The sequence below is a fragment of the Bacteroidota bacterium genome (genome assembly GCA_016194975.1).
In the GTDB taxonomy this organism is placed as follows: domain Bacteria; phylum Bacteroidota; class Bacteroidia; order Palsa-965; family Palsa-965.
On sequence record JACQAM010000024.1, the window covers coordinates 1 to 17,324 of the forward strand.

Annotated in this window: 13 protein-coding genes; 4 read left to right on the forward strand and 9 right to left on the reverse strand. The window is 41.4% G+C overall.

All coding sequences use genetic code 11. From position 1 onward, the window contains the following. From HY064_15970 to HY064_15995, 6 genes are all read right to left on the reverse strand, one after another. Positions 1 to 504: hypothetical protein (locus HY064_15970; protein MBI3512156.1), on the reverse strand; the 504-nt coding region annotated here is incomplete at its 3' end. A gap of 87 nt (positions 505 to 591) precedes the next feature. Further along, positions 592 to 1,467, reverse strand: coding sequence for an orotidine-5'-phosphate decarboxylase (pyrF, locus tag HY064_15975; protein MBI3512157.1), 876 nt, complete (start codon positions 1,465 to 1,467; stop codon positions 592 to 594). Positions 1,468 to 1,631: 164 nt separating this feature from the next. Continuing rightward, positions 1,632 to 2,702, reverse strand: coding sequence for a peptide chain release factor 1 (gene prfA, locus HY064_15980; protein MBI3512158.1), 1,071 nt, complete (start codon positions 2,700 to 2,702; stop codon positions 1,632 to 1,634). A gap of 213 nt (positions 2,703 to 2,915) precedes the next feature. Then, complete coding sequence (locus HY064_15985; protein ID MBI3512159.1) at positions 2,916 to 5,366, reverse strand: TonB-dependent receptor; 2,451 nt, start codon at positions 5,364 to 5,366, stop codon at positions 2,916 to 2,918. 89 nt (positions 5,367 to 5,455) lie between these two features. After that, positions 5,456 to 5,974, reverse strand: a complete 519-nt coding sequence (locus HY064_15990) for a hypothetical protein (GenBank protein MBI3512160.1) — start codon at positions 5,972 to 5,974, stop codon at positions 5,456 to 5,458. A 90-nt stretch (positions 5,975 to 6,064) separates the two neighbouring features. Next, positions 6,065 to 6,451, reverse strand: coding sequence for a hypothetical protein (locus HY064_15995; GenBank protein MBI3512161.1), 387 nt, complete (start codon positions 6,449 to 6,451; stop codon positions 6,065 to 6,067). 82 nt (positions 6,452 to 6,533) lie between these two features. Between HY064_15995 and mfd the strand changes: the two genes are divergently transcribed. Continuing rightward, on the forward strand, positions 6,534 to 9,953 hold the full coding sequence (gene mfd, locus HY064_16000) for a transcription-repair coupling factor (protein ID MBI3512162.1): 3,420 nt from the start codon (positions 6,534 to 6,536) through the stop codon (positions 9,951 to 9,953). A 383-nt stretch (positions 9,954 to 10,336) separates the two neighbouring features. Here mfd and HY064_16005 read toward each other — a convergent pair whose 3' ends face one another. From HY064_16005 to HY064_16015, 3 genes are all read right to left on the reverse strand, one after another. After that, complete coding sequence (locus tag HY064_16005; GenBank protein ID MBI3512163.1) at positions 10,337 to 10,813, reverse strand: hypothetical protein; 477 nt, start codon at positions 10,811 to 10,813, stop codon at positions 10,337 to 10,339. Positions 10,814 to 10,981: 168 nt separating this feature from the next. Beyond that, entirely contained in the window at positions 10,982 to 11,569 is a 588-nt protein-coding gene (locus tag HY064_16010) for a hypothetical protein (protein MBI3512164.1), read from the reverse strand. A 229-nt stretch (positions 11,570 to 11,798) separates the two neighbouring features. After that, positions 11,799 to 13,457 (reverse strand): T9SS type A sorting domain-containing protein, encoded by a 1,659-nt coding sequence (locus HY064_16015; protein MBI3512165.1) that lies wholly within the window; start codon positions 13,455 to 13,457, stop codon positions 11,799 to 11,801. Positions 13,458 to 13,503: 46 nt separating this feature from the next. Between HY064_16015 and HY064_16020 the strand changes: the two genes are divergently transcribed. The 3 genes from HY064_16020 to HY064_16030 all read left to right on the forward strand — a co-directional run bounded on the left by HY064_16020 (position 13,504) and on the right by HY064_16030 (position 17,228). Then, a complete protein-coding gene (locus HY064_16020; GenBank protein MBI3512166.1) occupies positions 13,504 to 13,755 on the forward strand; it encodes a hypothetical protein in 252 nt (83 codons plus the stop codon). A gap of 429 nt (positions 13,756 to 14,184) precedes the next feature. Then, positions 14,185 to 14,940, forward strand: a complete 756-nt coding sequence (locus HY064_16025) for a hypothetical protein (protein ID MBI3512167.1) — start codon at positions 14,185 to 14,187, stop codon at positions 14,938 to 14,940. Next, on the forward strand, positions 14,937 to 17,228 hold the full coding sequence (locus HY064_16030) for a hypothetical protein (GenBank protein MBI3512168.1): 2,292 nt from the start codon (positions 14,937 to 14,939) through the stop codon (positions 17,226 to 17,228). The genes HY064_16025 and HY064_16030 overlap by 4 nt, the downstream gene beginning before the upstream one ends. Positions 17,229 to 17,324: the final 96 nt, after the last annotated feature.

A 17,324-nucleotide genomic window follows, 5' to 3' on the forward strand; every position in this document is an offset into this window, starting at 1 on the left:
GGTGAGCACGAGTCCCGATGCAAAAATATTTCCAGAGAAATGCGCGTCGCCATTTACATCAAGCAAATATCCTGAAGAAGGAGATGAAGTTCCTATTCCCACTGTTCCTGAATTTGAATTGTAAATATTATTTCCGGAAAATTTCCATCCGCCAATGGAAGAAATATTTTTAAATGTTCCGTCGCCGCTCAGCACTTGATTCGTGTCATTCGTAAAATTCGCACGTAACAAATTTCCATTCACGTCGAGCGAAACAAAACCGCTTCCTGCGCCTGCGAGCGAGTTAACGCGCAACGTGCCTGCGCTCGTGAGCGTCATGCGCGCGAGATTGTTCGTGCGGAAACGAAGATCTGCTGCGTTAGTTGAACCGAAAAAATCTGTGGAGGAAACATTATTTCCGTTGTTGCTCCAGAAAGGAAGATTCTGCGAGAGCATGTTTGTGCTGCTAATTGCAAGTGCAATTACCAATGAAATGTTGAGAAATTGGGGAGGGGTATGTGACATGAGTTGGAGTTTTGTAAATGCAAGCTAATGCGGAATTTTTTCAAAAGCAAGTTTTGCAGAAATGAAATATCCAAACTGAAAACCCATTCAGCAATATTTCTCCAGCAACGCACTCATCTCATCGCGCAGCTTCATCGCTTCTTCTCTTGCTTTCTCTGCAAAATCTTTTCCGGACGATGCAAAGAGAATGGAACGGGATGCATTCACCAATAATCCGCACTGTTTATTCATTCCGTATTTCGCCACATCAGCCAGCGATCCTCCCTGTGCGCCCACGCCCGGGATGAGCAGAAAATGTTCGGGAACAATTTTACGGATGAGTGAAAGATGTTCTGCCCTTGTTGCGCCCACCACGTACATCATGCTGTCGGCATTGCCCCATTTCTGTGAAGTGCGCAGAACTTCCTCGAATAATTTTCCCGCCCGACCGGAACGATCCGATCGTTCGGGCGGGTTTCCGCCACCCTGTCTTCCGCTCGGCTGACCGATCACATCGCGCAATTGAAAATCGGCCGCACCTTCATTACTCGTGAGTGCAAGCAGGATCACCCATTTATTTTTGTAACCGAGAAACGGTTTTACAGAATCGCTTCCCATATATGGAGCAACAGTAAGCGCATCAAATCCATAATGATCGAAATAAGAACGTGCATAGAGTTCCGATGTGTTCCCGATGTCGCCGCGTTTAGCATCGGCGATCGTAAAAATATTTTCAGGAAAAACTTTCATTGTTTTTTCGAGCGAACGCAATCCGTTCACACCATCGACTTCATAAAAAGCGAGATTCGGTTTGTAAGCAACACAGAGATCGTGCGTCGCTTCTATGATCTGTTTGTTGAATTCAAAAACAGGATCTTCGCACTTCAATAAATGTTCGGGAATTTTTTTACTGTCGCTATCGAGCCCTATGCAGAGGAACGATCTTTTTTTCTTTATGATTGAAAATAATCCGGAACGGTTCATACTGCTAAGATAAGAGTTGTCGGTTTTCGGTTTCCTGTTTTTCCTTGTAGGTTTCCTTTTTTTAAAACAACGATCAGCTGAGCACAAAAATATTGCCACTGATTTAACACAGATTACTTTTGACTGCTCCCGCTGCGAACTGCCTACTGCTTTCTGCTTACTGCTTACTGCACCCCTTCTTTCAACCGCTCTGCATTTTCGGCCACCTGCAACGCGTCGATCATTTTCTGAATATCTCCATCGAGAAATTGCGGAAGATTATGCATCGTCAATCCTATTCGGTGATCTGTTACACGGCTCTGCGGAAAATTATACGTACGGATCTTCGCACTGCGATCGCCGGTGGAGACGATGGTTTTTCTGCGGCTCGATTCTTTTTCATTTTTTTTATTCAGCTCGATCTCGTAAAGTTTTGTGCGCAACATTTGCATAGCGCGTTCGCGATTCGCATGCTGCGAACGTTCCACCTGGCAGGCGATCTGTATCCCCGACGGTTTGTGATAAAGAATGACTTTCGTTTCTACTTTATTTACGTTCTGTCCGCCTGCTCCTCCCGAACGTGCCGTTGTAATTTCAATATCGGCCGGATTGATCACTACATCCACATCATCAGCTTCGGGCATCACCACCACTGTCGCAGCAGAAGTATGAACGCGTCCCTGCTGTTCTGTTTCCGGCACACGCTGCACACGATGCACACCCGATTCATATTTAAGAGTTCCGTAAGCATTGTCGCCGATAATATTCATCGACACTTCTTTGTATCCGCCCATTGTTCCTTCGCTTACATCCACTACTTCTACTTTGAATCCATGCAACTCACAATAGCGCGTGTACATTCTCCATAGATCGCCGGCAAAAAGAGCAGCTTCATCGCCGCCGGTTCCTGCGCGGATCTCAAGCACAGCGTTGCGTTCATCTTCGGGATCTTTCGGGATAAGAAGATTTTTTATTTTCTCTTCCATGATCGCCTGCTGCGGTTCGAGTTCTATCAACTCTGCTTTTGCCATTTCGAGAAAGTCAGGATCTTTTTCACTGACGAAAATAGCTTTCGTGTTCCGGATATTTTCCAGCAGATCCCTGTACTGATGATAATTTTCCACGATCACTTTCAGATCCTTGTACTCTTTGTTCAGTTTCGCAAATTGTTTCATGTCCGACAAAATATCGGGTTGTGAAAGTTGTTTTTCCACTTCTTTCCAGCGTGATTCTATGGCAGCGAGTTTTTCTAACATGGGATGCAAAGATAATGGTCATTGGTCAATCGTCATTGGGGATTCTTTGTCCGGAAAAACCAATGACTTTTGTCAAATGACTAATGGGCATCTCTAAAAACACAGAAATGCAAGGCGGGCAAGTCAGAAAAACCGGAGTTTACTATTCGTAAATGAGGATTTTGAGGACGTAGCCCAACGCAGCAGTTCGAAGTTATTAGAGATGCCCTAATCTTACTTTATTACCGAAACAGGGATCACCAACTTAAAACTGAAATTCCTTCCCATATTATAAACGCCGATCCTTCCGGTCACATAATTCTCATCGGTGTATTTCAAACGGCTCATGCTGCTCTGGTATGCAACATCGGTGAGATTATTCGCTGAAATATAAATGGAACACAGCGTTCCTTTTTTCGGGCAGATATCGGTTCCCACTCCCGCATTCACGAGCGTGTACGCAGGCGTGACGGTTTCATTATTGAATTTGTAATAGATCTTATCTTGTTCTGCATAATGATCGACACCGAATTTGAAGTAAGAATTTTTGAAAATGCCGCAACCTTTCGTACACACTAATTTTATTTCCGAACGGAATTTGTACGGTGGCGTGTAAGGAAGATATTTAGTTGAATCGGGTTGATTCTTTTGGATGGCATTCACCAGGGAAAAAGAATTTTCAAATTGCAACCAGTGTGCGAATGACGGATGAATATTTAAAATTCCTTCTCCGCCGGAAAGTACCGCATTGCCCTGTACGAATTTAAATGCGGGGCCCACGCCAACATCAGCTGGAAGTGCAGGATCCGTGCGAATGGAATCGCCGTCGAAAACGCTCTGTAACTTTTCCGCGAAAATATAATTATTGATCTCATTAACGAATGCGGTTGCCTCCAGCGTAATATTTTTATTATTCAAACCAAGTGTTGCATCAGCTTCGAGGCTGCTTTCTGCTTTCAGGTTATGATCTCCTATTTCATAGAATGGAGTTCCATCGTGAATTCCGTTGGCGCCGCTTTCCTGTGCACCCGGCGCACGATACCCGCGCGAGATATTTATTTTTCCATAAAATGATTCTGTAAAATCATACGTCATTCCAAAACTTCCCGACCATCCTGAAAAAGAAGAAGTGTACGCTGTGAATTCACTGATCGCCCCGGCCTGAGAAGAAGCAACACGTTTCCCTGTTGAATCGACATAAAGATCTTTTCCTTTCAACATTCTCACATCATAACGCAATCCTCCGCTCAGCGATAATCTGTCCATCGCTTTTTTTGCAATCACAAATCCACCTGCATCGAATAAAGAATATTCAGGAAGAACAAACGCGGTTCCTTTATCCTGCGAATTCTGCTGCATTCCATTCACACCATACGAAACTTCGAAATGATTTTTTTCGGGCATCACGTAACGCACATCGTAATTGATCGTGTTCATGAAAAAATAATTATTGTAAAAATCTCCCTGTGAAAGATCGTTCGCTTCCTGCCGATGATTCTGCTGGAAACCTATCCTCACATTCAATTTCCCTTCACCAAGCGCAAAACTATTATCGAGTACCACTTTGTAATGACGGATGTGCTGGTGAATGACCGGGAAGTCATTGTATTTTTTAAAAATATTTTCCTGTGCAATTCCCATGCTGTCATTCGGGCCGGCCGCTAAAAAATGTTCCAGGAATTTTCCGGTTGCACTGTCTCTTGCTCCTTCAATGATCCCGAGATGCTGATCGAATGAAGAAACAGTGAGATGCGAATATCCCCAGTTGCGATTGATACCGGTCATGAATTTAAAATCACTTTCGGAAAATCCTGAATTGAGAACATACCCGTCGTATTTATTCTGGTAACAATGCGCCATCTTATTACTGTAACGCATATCCCACACAAGATCTTTTTTATTTCCACCCAGATCAATCGATTCCCCGAAAAGCCCATTGTTCGTTTGATAATTACTCAGCACACTTCCCCTGATCTCTCCTTCAGCAGGAGTCGGAAACGATAACAGATTAATTACACCGGCCATTGCATCGGAACCATAACTCAAACTTGCAGGGCCACGGAGAATTTCTGCTTTGTAAATAGAATACTCATCGATCTCTTCACCGAATTCATCAAACCATTGTTGCCCTTCCTGCCGCACTCCATCGTTCATCGTGACCACTCGGTTGTAACCGAGCCCGCGGATTACCGGTTTGGAAATAGAAGGGCCTACCGTCATTTCAGAAACGCCCGGTGAATTTGCAAGTGCGTTGATGATATTCGCAGAACTGTTTTGTAAAAGATCGAGCTGCGTAACCACATTCACCGGAACAGGATCTGTTTTTCTTTCTGTAGCCGATGATACACCGGTCACCACAAGTTGCGGCATTTCTATTCCGGAAAGTTCGAGGGTAAAATTCAGCGTTAATGCTCCGTCCACTTCTGCTTCTTTCAATTGCGATGCGTAACTGTTGTATTCGACTTCTACGAGGTAAATTCCTTCGGGAATATTATTGATCTCGTAAGTTCCGTCTTCTTTTGTGAGCGCACCGAGCTTGAGATCGGGAATGTAAACGGAAACACCAATGAGTGGCAAACTGTCTTTACTGTCGATGATCTTTCCGTTGATGCTGTTCTGCGCAGCGGCAGAAAGACACATCAGCAGCAAAATAAAAAGCAGTGAAATAAAATTTATTTTTTTCATCGTGAAATGCGTTGAATTAAAATTCCGTGAATGCACGACAAATTCACAGTGATCTGTGAGCCGTGACAGATAATGAAATAATAAACGGATCAACCCAACTCGGGCGGTGGAACGGAGATCGGACTTTCAGCGCCGACCGGCGAAACTGAAAAGTGCGAATGAAGAATAGAAGAAGAATAAAAAATAACCGGGGAATACAGTTCATTGCTATGGCCGGCACCACTCACTACTTTGAAAATATCTTTGAAAGGCGATGGAATATTCTTTTTGCTTTCGTTGCCGAAATTATCTGCGACTGATTGACGGATCCCGGTTTCTTCTTTATCCGAAGTGCAATTGATAAAAACACGATCGTCTTTAACAGAAATATTTCTCAGGTCATACACCTGATCGTTGTAAATAAAATCTTTTTCACCGATCCAGGAAATATTTTTGAACTCCTGCGCAGAAAGTATCAACTGCGTTTTTTCCTGCGTGTCATTCATACGCTCGGCAATACGATGCAATCCCGCTTCCGCAAATGCAAAAATGAAAACACCCAGCACATTCATAAAAAAAATGAAAGCGAGAAATAAAGGAGCAAAACGGAAACGAAATCCCAGTTGCATGATGATCAAAGTTAGCAATCCCAAATGACAAATCCCAAATCCCAAATGACAAATAACCAATGACCAAAATATTATTGCACTGCCTGCTGCTTATTGCACCGTCACTTTTATTTCTTTCTTACTGATTCGTCCGTCGGCATCATTGATATCAAAAACCCAGCGCTCCGTTCCAGCCTGCGTTCTCGTGGTCACTGTAACATCGCGCACAAAATGTTTATGCTCATCAGAATTCATCCACACCCTGCTTACTAATTTTGTTGTGTTCGCACCATCGAATGCAACTTCCGTATAAAATAAATTGAGGTCATCTGCGCCACTGTAAGCATTTATTCCAACCACAAAAGCTGTTCCCGGCGAAACCACGATATCAGAAGTTGTATAACCCGGACCCGATTTCAATTCGAGATCGGGAGGCGATTTATCCTTGTGACAGGAAACAATGATGATAGAAAAAAGAAGAATTTGCCAATGACGCATGAATCTAAGGTAAGAAGTTTTGATCTTTATCCAACTCGTTTTATCTCCTTGCGACGCACCAAATTCAATAACTTTACCCTGCTTGAACCTGGAGGAAATTGTAGGGGCATTCGGGAACAGTCCTGCCATCGACACGATTGTTTCTGAAACGAACAGGCAGACAGCGGCAAAAATTCAATTGCGTGGATTAGCCGGATCTGCAGGGGCTTTTTTTGCCTCGGCCGTAATAAAAAAAACTTCTCACTCTCATCTTTTCATTCTGCCGGATAAAGAATCGGCTGCCTATTTCCTCAATGACCTCGAAGAAATAACTCAGGTAAAAAATGAAGCGGGCGAACTGAAAAATTTTATTCCTGTATTATTTTTTCCTTCTTCCTATCGCAAAGCATACCAGCCGGAAGAAACAGATAATGCCAATGTGCTGCTTCGCGCAGAGGTACTCGACCAGGTGAGGAATTGTGATCGCGTTGCGGTGGTTACTTATCCCGGCGCGCTTTCGGAAAAAGTGGTGACAAAAAAATTGCTGGAGAAAAATACGCTGCCATTAAAACGCGGAGAAAAAATTTCCATCGCATTCGTCACTGATCTTTTGCATGAGTATGGTTTCGACCGGAATGATTATGTATATGAAGCCGGGCAATTTGCGGTGCGTGGCGGGATCGTGGATGTTTTTTCCTATGCCAATGAATTTCCGTATCGCGTAGAATTTTCCGGCGATGATGTGGAATCCATTCGCACCTTCGACCCTTCCACACAACTTTCCGTAAAAAATCTCGATCGCCTTACCATCATTCCGAATGTGCAGGGAAAATTATTGGTGGAGAGCCGCGAAACTTTCCTTCAGTATTTTGCCGCAGAAAAAAAAGAGTCGCCACACCTTACCTGGATCTGGGATATGGAATCGGCTGCTTCTCTTGTGCAGGAGGAATTCGATATTGCTTCAGAAATTTTTGAATCTCAGAAAGAAGATTCCCCGGTGCGGCATCTTGCTCCTTCCGAAAAATATTGCAACGGAAAAGATTTTCAACTGGAACTGGAAAATTTTTCATTGGTGGAATGCGGCAACCGTTTTGTAATGAACAATGCGACAGAAATTCCGTTCAACATTTCCCCGCAGTCTTCCTTCCGGAAAAATTTTGATCTGCTCACACAGGCGCTCGCAAAAAATTCGGCGAATCATTATCACAACATCATTTTCACCGACGGCGTAAAACAATCGGAACGGCTGCATTCTATTTTCGAGGACATAGGCCGCAAACTCGATTACGTTACACTCGTCCATTCCATTCACGAAGGATTCATTGATCATGACCTGAAGATCGCCTGCTATACCGATCACCAGATCTTCGAACGCTATCACCGTTTCCGTTTGCGCGACGGATTCCAGAAAAATAAAGAAGCGATGTCGGTCAAAGAATTGCGCGGACTCAATCCCGGCGATTTTGTCGTGCACATCGATCACGGCGTGGGACGTTTCGGCGGACTGGAAAAAATTGAAGTGAATGGAAAATTACAGGAAGCGATACGACTCGTTTACCGCGACAATGATGTACTGTATGTGAGCATTCATTCCCTGCATCGTGTTTCAAAATATTCAGGGAAAGATGGAAATGTTCCGCGCATCGATAAGATCGGCAGTGTTGCGTGGCAGAATTTAAAACAGAAAACAAAATCGCGCGTCAGGGAAATTGCATTCGACCTGATCAAACTTTACGCGGCAAGAAAAGCGCAGAAAGGTTTTTCCTTTTCTCCCGATAATTATTTACAGAATGAACTCGAAGCATCTTTCATTTACGAAGACACGCCCGACCAGTTGCGCGCCACGCAGGATGTGAAACGCGATATGGAAGATGCACATCCTATGGACCGGTTAGTTTGCGGCGATGTCGGTTTCGGAAAAACGGAGATCGCTATTCGCGCTGCGTTCAAAGCGGTGTGCGACAGTAAACAGGTTGCTGTGCTTGTTCCCACCACGATCCTTGCATTACAGCATTACAAAACTTTTTCAGACCGGCTGAAAGATTTTCCGGCGAAGATCGAATACCTCAATCGTTTCCGTTCTGCAAAAGAAAAAAAAGAAATTCTCCACAAATTAGGAAAAGGAGAAGTTGACATCCTCATAGGCACGCACACGCTCGCGGGTAAAGAAATAATATTCCGCGATCTCGGACTGATGATCGTAGATGAAGAACAGAAATTCGGCGTAGCCGTGAAAGACAAATTAAAAACGATAAAGACCACGGTCGATACACTTACGCTCACGGCTACTCCCATTCCCCGAACGCTGCAATTCTCGCTCATGAGTGCGCGCGATCTCAGCATCATCAACACGGCTCCTCCGAATCGTTTTCCGGTGCAGACCGAGTTGCATACCATGAATGAGGAATTGTTGCGCGATGCGATCCGTTTTGAAATTCAGCGCGGCGGACAGATATTTTTTGTGCACAACCGCGTGAGTGATATTTTTTCCATTGCTGCGCTGGTGCAGAAACTTATCCCCGATGCAAAAGTTGCAGTGGGCCACGGACAAATGCAGGGACATCAACTGGAGAAAGTGATGCTTGATTTTGTGGAAGGGCAAACTGATGTGCTTGTTTCCACTACCATCATCGAATCGGGGCTCGACATCAGCAATGCAAATACGATCATCATCAACGACGCACAGAATTTCGGGCTGAGTGATCTTCACCAGATGCGCGGGCGCGTAGGACGTTCGAATAAAAAAGCATTCTGTTATCTCATCACTCCACCGCAATTCATGCTCACCGCCGAAGCGCAGAAACGTTTGCGCGCTATTGAAGAATTTTCCGATCTCGGTTCCGGTTTTCAGATCGCAATGCGCGATCTCGATATCCGCGGTGCAGGAAATTTATTGGGCGGAGAACAAAGCGGATTTATTTCTGACATTGGATTTGACATGTACCAGAAAATTCTCGACGAAGCAATACGCGAATTAAAGGAAACCGAATTCAAAGAATTATTCAAAGAAGAAGAACAACGGCGCGGGCAGATGCGCAACAACACGGGCGCAAAACACGTAGGCGTGTACGTGCGCGATACGCAGATTGACACCGATCTTGAAATTCTCATTCCCGACGAGTATGTGCATAACATCACCGAACGACTTTCACTTTACCGGCAATTGGATGACAGCGATTCGGAAGATGATCTCGTTCGTTTTGAAAATTCCATGCGCGATCGTTTTGGGCCGTTGCCACAGCAAGTGACCGAACTCATTGATACCATACGTTTGCGATGGATGTGCATGGATATCGGTTTTGAACGGCTCGTGATGAAGAATGAAAAAATGGCCGGGTATTTTATTCCGGATCAGAATTCATCTTATTATCAATCGGAAAGTTTTACGCGCGTATTGAAATTCATTCAGAATAATCCGCGTGCGGCGAAGATGAAAGAGTTGAATAATAAACTGTCATTGAGTTTTGAGAATGTGAAATGCGTGAAGGATGCGATGACTGCGCTTGGTATAATTCTTAAATGAACTTTTCATTATTCATTTTTGATCTTTCATTTTATGGAGCGCATCACTCCTGGCGTCAAATCTTATCTGTTCCGGCTGTCCGGTCGGCGGAGCTCCCTGCCATCCGGGCTAAGCGTATCGGCTTCAGCTCTTCAAATTTTCTGCTGTGACTTCCAATGAACCTGGTGGACTGGTTTTTTGTCTGAAAGAGTTGCGCTATTCGGGAGAATAGGAGAATTATTTTTTGAAAAGGGAAGTTGTGCCTGCCCGACCCAAACCGGGGCGGGCCTGCCCGACCCAAACCGGGCGGGCCTGCCCGACCCAAACCGGGGCGGGCAACGGCCACCGCTGTTAGGTGCTGTGCCTTGTTGTACTGGTGAGTATCGGTTCACAATTTCATTAATCTATTTTACGTAGCCAATTATATGAACGGAAATTTTGTAAGTATATTTTGCAATTCCAATTCTATTATCATTTTCATAAATGAGAAAGTCAATAGAGGGATTTCTATTAAATGCAAAATGGTTAAATGCAAAATTCATAGCTCCAGTTATTTTGAATTGTGACTTTGGTGGAATTATTTCTGGAAAACTTTGTGCAATCCAAAAAATATTGTCGCTATTATTTGCTCGGTCAAAATACAAAATGTGTTGAGATTTGTTTGTCAAAGTTGCAGACCAATTTCCGGTAGTTGGATTAATGGAATCAAGTTCTATGAGAATATTATAAGATGTGCTGTCGCAATTTATTTTTATTGCAGAATTATTAGAAGAAAAATGAATATTCGAAAAATCAAAAGTCTTGAAAGAAACAAGAGTGTCTTTTTGTCCGAAACAAAAAGTGGTAATGAAATAGAATAATATGAATAATATATTTTTCATTATTTCGCGACAAACAACTTAATATATTTTACTCCTGGCATTGCAGCTAACGGTTTCGGGCTTTGCGTAGGCGGGATTAGAAATCACTTACTTGTCCACCCGCTACAAAGATAATTACTTGCACTCACTTTCAATTTGCTCGTCAACCGCCATTTCTCCAACTTGCTGTTAGTTGCCGTTTTTTTCTGTCTGTCGAGATGTAGAGATTGTCTTGCCGTTGAAATCAATTTTATATTTTGTTTTATAAAAATCCGTCACCTCGATATGGTCTGCGTGCAATGAAAATGCGTCACTGTCCAACTCTACGAAAATGTCATGACCACCGTACTTCCATTTTATTTTTCCGTCTCTGTCAAGGCGAGTGATTTCCATTTCTCCATGGACGATATAGTCGGCTTGCAATTTTAATATTTGGAAACAGGTTACGCTGTCCACCTTAGTTTTCCATTTGAGTTGCAAGTCGGGAAGAGTCAAACTGAAAATGGTGTCGCAGCAACAGACAACTAATTGGTCGTTGTCCACGAGCGATGCTGTCGGGTGAATATTTGTCGCGCCACCGACTGCGAGAAGAAGACAATTATTTATTTCTTGTTCGGCTTTGAATATTTTTATTCCGTGCTTTGAAGTCGGACGAAACTTTCCGATGTCGGTTGAGTAAATTTTGGAATAAATAATATTATTGTCCGCTGAACCGAGCGTATAAGTCGGGTCGTTAAAAATTTCAATTGTTAAGTCTTTGTAGATGTGTCTTTGCATTTTTTTAAATGGCAACTAACGTTTTGCAAGTTGGAGAAGTGGCGGAGTTCGGAGCACTTCACTGTCCCGCAGCACAAAGGAAAATAAATGCACTAAAGTTTCTATTTGCACGTCACCCGCCATTGGTGATTGCTTGCGGTTATGCCTGGTGCGACCTTGTGCCTGCTTACGCAACACTTGCATGTCCGCTGTCCGCTGTACAAAATGTCTGCGAGTGGAAGATAATTTGTCAGCGGAGTATAACTAACTTTTTATTTATTACGCGGTCTGCCGTTTTAATTGTCAATGTATATACGCCATTGTCTAAGGTTGCGACATTAATATTTTCTTTGTCACTTACGCTTGCGCTGTACACGTGTCTGCCGTTTACATCATACAAGTCCACGCTTAGTTTGTCAGTCGAGTTTGCTTCAATGAAGAACTGGTCGCTGGTTGGATTTGGAAAAATAAAAATTTCTGCCGCATGATTCAGGCCATCAATGCTTAAAGGTGCTGCGCAGAGGTATTTTGCAATAAAAAAATCTTCCATACCCGTGAGAATTAAAGTATCTGCACCAACAATAAAAGGATTAGCCTCAAAATCACCAACGATATAAGCATTGCCGGAAATATCAATAGCTACTCCGTTATTGTCATCTCCGCCGCTTGAAAGAGCATCTGCACAGAGCACATTTCCACTCGGAGAATATTTTGCAATGAACATAGGATCCACGCTTCCAGCGGGAGGTGCAAGAATTATAGAGCCAAGTGTAATTGAAGAATTGAAAAAGCTTCCTGATAGAAAGACATTTCCATTGCCATCTGTATTCACAGAATAGCCATAATCAGAGTATGGTCCTCCAGCACTTTTAGCCCAAAGTACATTTCCGATTGAATCGTATTTGGCAAGAAAAATATCAACCTGACCATTATTAGTAAGTGTGTCAGAGCCAAAAGCGATAGTTGAACTCACAAAATACCCCGTAATAAAAACATTTCCGTTTCCATCCGTGCTCATAGAAGAACTTCCATCATTAGTTGTTCCACCGGCGCTTTTTGCCCAAAGTACGTTTCCGTTTGAATCGTATTTGGTAAGAAAAATATTTTCTTGCCCATTATTAGTAAGCATGGTAGTACCAAAGGTAACGGTGGGACTGTAAAAAACTCCTGTAATCAAAACATTTCCGCTTATATCTGTACTCACAGAATTGCCCATATCATAACTTGTTCCACCTGCGCTTTTCGCCCAGAGGTCATTTCCGCTTGAATCATACTTGGCAAGAAAAACATCACGCAGACCATTATTAGTAAGCGTAGAGGAGCCAAAAGTAATAGTTGGACTTTGAAAATACCCTGTAATAAAAACATTTCCGTTTGTATCTGCATTCACGGAAAAAGCCCTGTCATCGCCAGTTCCACCTGAGCTTTTTGCCCAGAGAACATTTCCGTTTGGATCGTATTTGGTAAGAAAAATATTTTGAGCCCCGTTATTAGTAAGCGTAGTGGAGCCAAAAGTGATGGTTGGACTTTGAAAATATCCAGCAAGAAAAACATTTCCATTTGGATCCGTGCTTACGGAATAACCCGCATCCGAGTATGCCCCCCCAGCACTTATAGCCCAAAGTACATTTCCGTTTGGATCATATTTAACAAGAAAAATATTATGTGATCCATTATTAATAAGCGTAATGGAGCCAAAGGTTATATTAGAACCACTAAACCATCCGGTTGCAAAAATATTACCAGCAGCATCTGTTGCTGTATTCCAACCCTCCGCCGTAGCATTACTTGGTGATATCGCACTTTTGGCCCAGAGCCAGTTGGCGGTTTGAGCGTTCGTCGGCAGAACGATCAAGTTCGCAATTAACGTAACACAAATGTAAATTGAAAAAGAGTAAAGTTTTTTCATTTGGAGTTACATTGGTTATCAAATATAGGTTCTTGTCGTGATATAATTGTCAAGCGTTGGCATATTTATTTCAGACGCGCGCATCAGCGTGAAGCCGGGAAAACCACGCCAGATGAATTACACCGCGCAGGCGAGCGTGGACACACGCGCACACGTGATCACAAACATGATGGCCGATTTTTCCGACAAGCGCGACAGCCAGAGTCTGCCGGAAATTATTTTGCAGACGAAAGAAAATTTGGAAGAAAATGATTTGCACTTTATTTTTCGCTGGAAAATATTTTCAGTTTGCCATTAACAGGAAAAATTTTGTTGTGAACTTTTATGGAGCGGGAGCGAGTTGCGCTATTCGGGCGAATAGGGGAATTATTTTTTGAAAAGGAGAGTTGCGCCTGCCCGACCCAAACCGGGCGGGCCTGCCCGACCCAAACCGGGGCGGGCAACGGGCACCGCTGTTAGTGGTTCGTGCTTTGTTGTCGGATCATTTGGAGTTAACATTTGAATTAGTCTTTTCTAGTTTCTTCTTATTAAATAATTCAATTACTTCATTTGCATCATCAGCTAAATCTTTACCTTCATAATGTTTGGCAATTCTGTCTACCTTCTGCATTGAATGATTCACCAGATATTTTAAGCATGTTTTTATCGAAGGAAATATAATTAAACAATTTACCAGTAAGTCATTCAGATTGGAATTATTAACAAATGAGAATCAAGTAAGTGATTTATGAAAACTGTAACTGTAATAATAGATTTTGACAATTATTTTGGTACAGACATCAGTGTTCAAACTTCTGAAAAACTTGAATATGCATTTTCAGAATTTATTAATTTATGTGAAGTTCAATATAAGGATGTTGCGAATATTCAGCTCAGGCTATATGGTGGCTGGCATCAAGGAAACACGCTGACGAAACAGGCCTCTGTGCTTCAGCAACTTCTTGCCAATGTCAATATTTTCCCAAAAGTACAGGGAAAAAAAATAATACAAGGTTCAGTTGAAATGGTTTCTGAAATTTTAGGAATTCCAGATTATAACTGGGGATATACCTATAAAGAATCTGATGGAATGAAAGCTATGAGAGTAAATCCCGAATGTGATGACAGTATCTGTAATGCAAATAAATCAATATGTCCCAAATACGTGTTAAGTAACTTTACTAAGAATAAAGAAAAAAAATGTCCGATTGGCAACTGTGTCAATATTCACAAAACCGTTTTCAAGGGTGTCGAACAAAAAATGGTGGACACAATTATTGCATGTGATATACTATCGGTAATTGAGGATAATAATTTTCGTGGTCTAATAGTGATATCTGACGACCAAGATTTATTTCCCTCGATTGCTTTAGCTAACGAAAAGAGAAAGTATTATCCAAACAGAAGAAACGATGAGATTATTCTAGGCATTCAAAATGACCAAATATTTGATTTCATTACTGAATTTTTAAGCCCATTCAAAATTCAAACTATTTTAGTATGATGACAAAAGAAGAAATAAGAAAAGATTTATTGGCTTTCGCAGATGATGATTCGGTTGTTCTTTTCGAGCCCAATGGCGATGTCCTATTTTATAAAGATGGTAATGAACAACTATGTCGTTTTGAGAATAATTCCGATGGAAATTGTATCGTGGAGTTTAAGGGAGATAAAATTCCATACAGAACATTTATTTCAAAACATTTGGCAAAACTTGATTTGTTTGCGAGGAAAATATTTGAAAAAAGGAAAGGCATTGAAGAATTTGTAGATAGTCCCGCCATATTAAAAACAGTTATTGGTGAAAACTTAGGCAGTGCACTTTCTCTACTCCAAAGTGAGTGTGATAATTTTCTTCAGTTCGGTTCGAAAATAAATTTCATCACTGCAGATGCGGGTCATGGTAAAAGTATATTACTGAAGCAATATCAGGCATTGCAAGCTCAACGCTATATTAATGGGGAATCAAAGTATCTTTTTTGGCACGTTGATTTACAGGGCAGGGATTTGGTCCGATTAGGTGAAGCTATCATGTATGACCTTGGTGAATTGCGAATGCCTGGATTATATTATCCTTCAATTATTAATCTTATTCAAAAGCGGTTAATTATTCTTGCGATAGATGGATTTGATGAATTAGCTGCGGAAATTGGTGGAGCTAAGGCCGTTTCCTCTTTGGCGAATTTCGTAAATGAAATGGCAGGTCAAGGAACCTTAATTGCTGCATCTAGGCGAACTTTTTTCGATACAAATGATTATTTAAAACGAACCTCTTTATTAAAAAACAAAGTTCCTTATGATATTAATTTCAATGAGTTAAAACTTTGCAATTGGAACCAACAAGAGGTGGTAAATTACTTTGAAAATCTTGCTTACGATGAGCCATCCAAAATATATGAAGCAATATTATCTGAAGTTCACGAGGTAAATCATCCAATTCTTGCTCGACCTTTTCTTTTAGCCAAATTAGCTTCAGCAATTGAGGGAGATATCAATTTAGTGGCTCCATTCTTTTCAAGCAAAAGCGCTGACAAGGAAAGTGTAGCTTTTATTGTAGAATCTTTCACAAGAAGAGAAGTTGACAAGTGGAAGGGTGTAGATAATAAGACTGGAGAACCATATCTCACTTTTGAGCAACATATTGAACTGTTGTCAACATTGGCAAAAGAAATGTGGGAAGCAAAAAAGGATTCTGTGACAATTGAGGAAATAGAATTACATACCGTAATGCTATTAGAAGAATGGAAAATTGAAGAGGATTTAAAACAAATAATAGTCCGCATTGTTGGTTCACATGCATTTTTAATTCCTATTAATGAAACAAAAATGGGTGCAAGAAAATTCGACCATGAAGAATTCAAATACTATTTTTTAGGTCGAGCGCTTGCTGGGTTAATAAATAATGCCGTGAGTTCGAAGAATTATTCTCAACTGAAGAAATTCCTATACATTGAACAATTACCCGATTCGGTTGCAATGTACTGCATCAATTATATTACCGAATTGGAAAATAATGTACAGCTCATAATTGAAGTGTTCAAAAAAATCATTAATGAAGAGTGGAAGCCAACATACTTGCAATTGAACATTGGTACATTATTTCCTTTTATTATTGATAAAATAAATTTTACATCACCTGTTTGCTTTGATTCAAAAGTGAATTACACAAGCTTAATTTTTGAAAACAAGCGGCTAAATAACATAACCTTTGAGAATGGAACATTTATTAATATCAGTTTGAGAGACACTATTCTTGACAATGTACATTTTAAAAATTGTGAATTCAATGAAATAAAAATTGACAGCACTTCGAGGATTAATTTCAGAAATGTAAGCATTGAAAAATCAAATGTAAACTCGATTATTTTACTTAATAATGGAGAGCCAGAAGTTGCCTATTCTCCGCAAAGAATAAATGAATTATTGGTTGCAAACGGAATAAAATTGGTTCAGGGTGATGATATTGTAAGTGTTAGTGCTTCTTCTGGGAAAAGTGAATTCAAAAAAATGCTTAATAAATTCATTTTGAAATTCAATAAAATGACTGTTCAGTATGAGAAAAATATTGTAAACGAAAAATATCTTGGGAATAATACTGGATTGATTATTGACGAAATAATTCCATTGTGTGAGTCATTCAAGGTGATTGAAGCAATTGAAACAAGGCAATCGAAACAGACGAACACGAAAGCCTGGAGACTTGCCGTTGACTTAGAAGAGTTATTGAAGCATGATGGTGTCGCAGGACAACAATCCTTAGCGAAATTCTGGAATGAAGTAAATGCTAAATAAGGTAAGCAAAAATGCCATTCATCGACCCCAATTACTTCGGCAGCATTGAGCAGATATCATCAACCTTTGCTGCCTTTAAAAATTGGAGTGATACTC

Bases quoted from the DNA above. Each gene is read 5' to 3' on its own strand.
- prfA (MBI3512158.1), bottom strand. From the start codon at position 2,702: ATGTTAGAAAAACTCGCTGCCATAGAATCACGCTGGAAAGAAGTGGAA.
- HY064_16025 (MBI3512167.1), top strand. From the start codon at position 14,185: ATGAAAACTGTAACTGTAATAATAGATTTTGACAATTATTTTGGTACA.
- HY064_16010 (MBI3512164.1), bottom strand. From the start codon at position 11,569: ATGCAAAGACACATCTACAAAGACTTAACAATTGAAATTTTTAACGAC.
- HY064_16005 (MBI3512163.1), bottom strand. From the start codon at position 10,813: ATGAAAAATATATTATTCATATTATTCTATTTCATTACCACTTTTTGT.
- HY064_15995 (MBI3512161.1), bottom strand. From the start codon at position 6,451: ATGCGTCATTGGCAAATTCTTCTTTTTTCTATCATCATTGTTTCCTGT.
- HY064_15990 (MBI3512160.1), bottom strand. From the start codon at position 5,974: ATGCAACTGGGATTTCGTTTCCGTTTTGCTCCTTTATTTCTCGCTTTC.
- HY064_15985 (MBI3512159.1), bottom strand. From the start codon at position 5,366: ATGAAAAAAATAAATTTTATTTCACTGCTTTTTATTTTGCTGCTGATG.
- HY064_16015 (MBI3512165.1), bottom strand. From the start codon at position 13,457: ATGAAAAAACTTTACTCTTTTTCAATTTACATTTGTGTTACGTTAATT.
- pyrF (MBI3512157.1), bottom strand. From the start codon at position 1,467: ATGAACCGTTCCGGATTATTTTCAATCATAAAGAAAAAAAGATCGTTC.
- HY064_16030 (MBI3512168.1), top strand. From the start codon at position 14,937: ATGATGACAAAAGAAGAAATAAGAAAAGATTTATTGGCTTTCGCAGAT.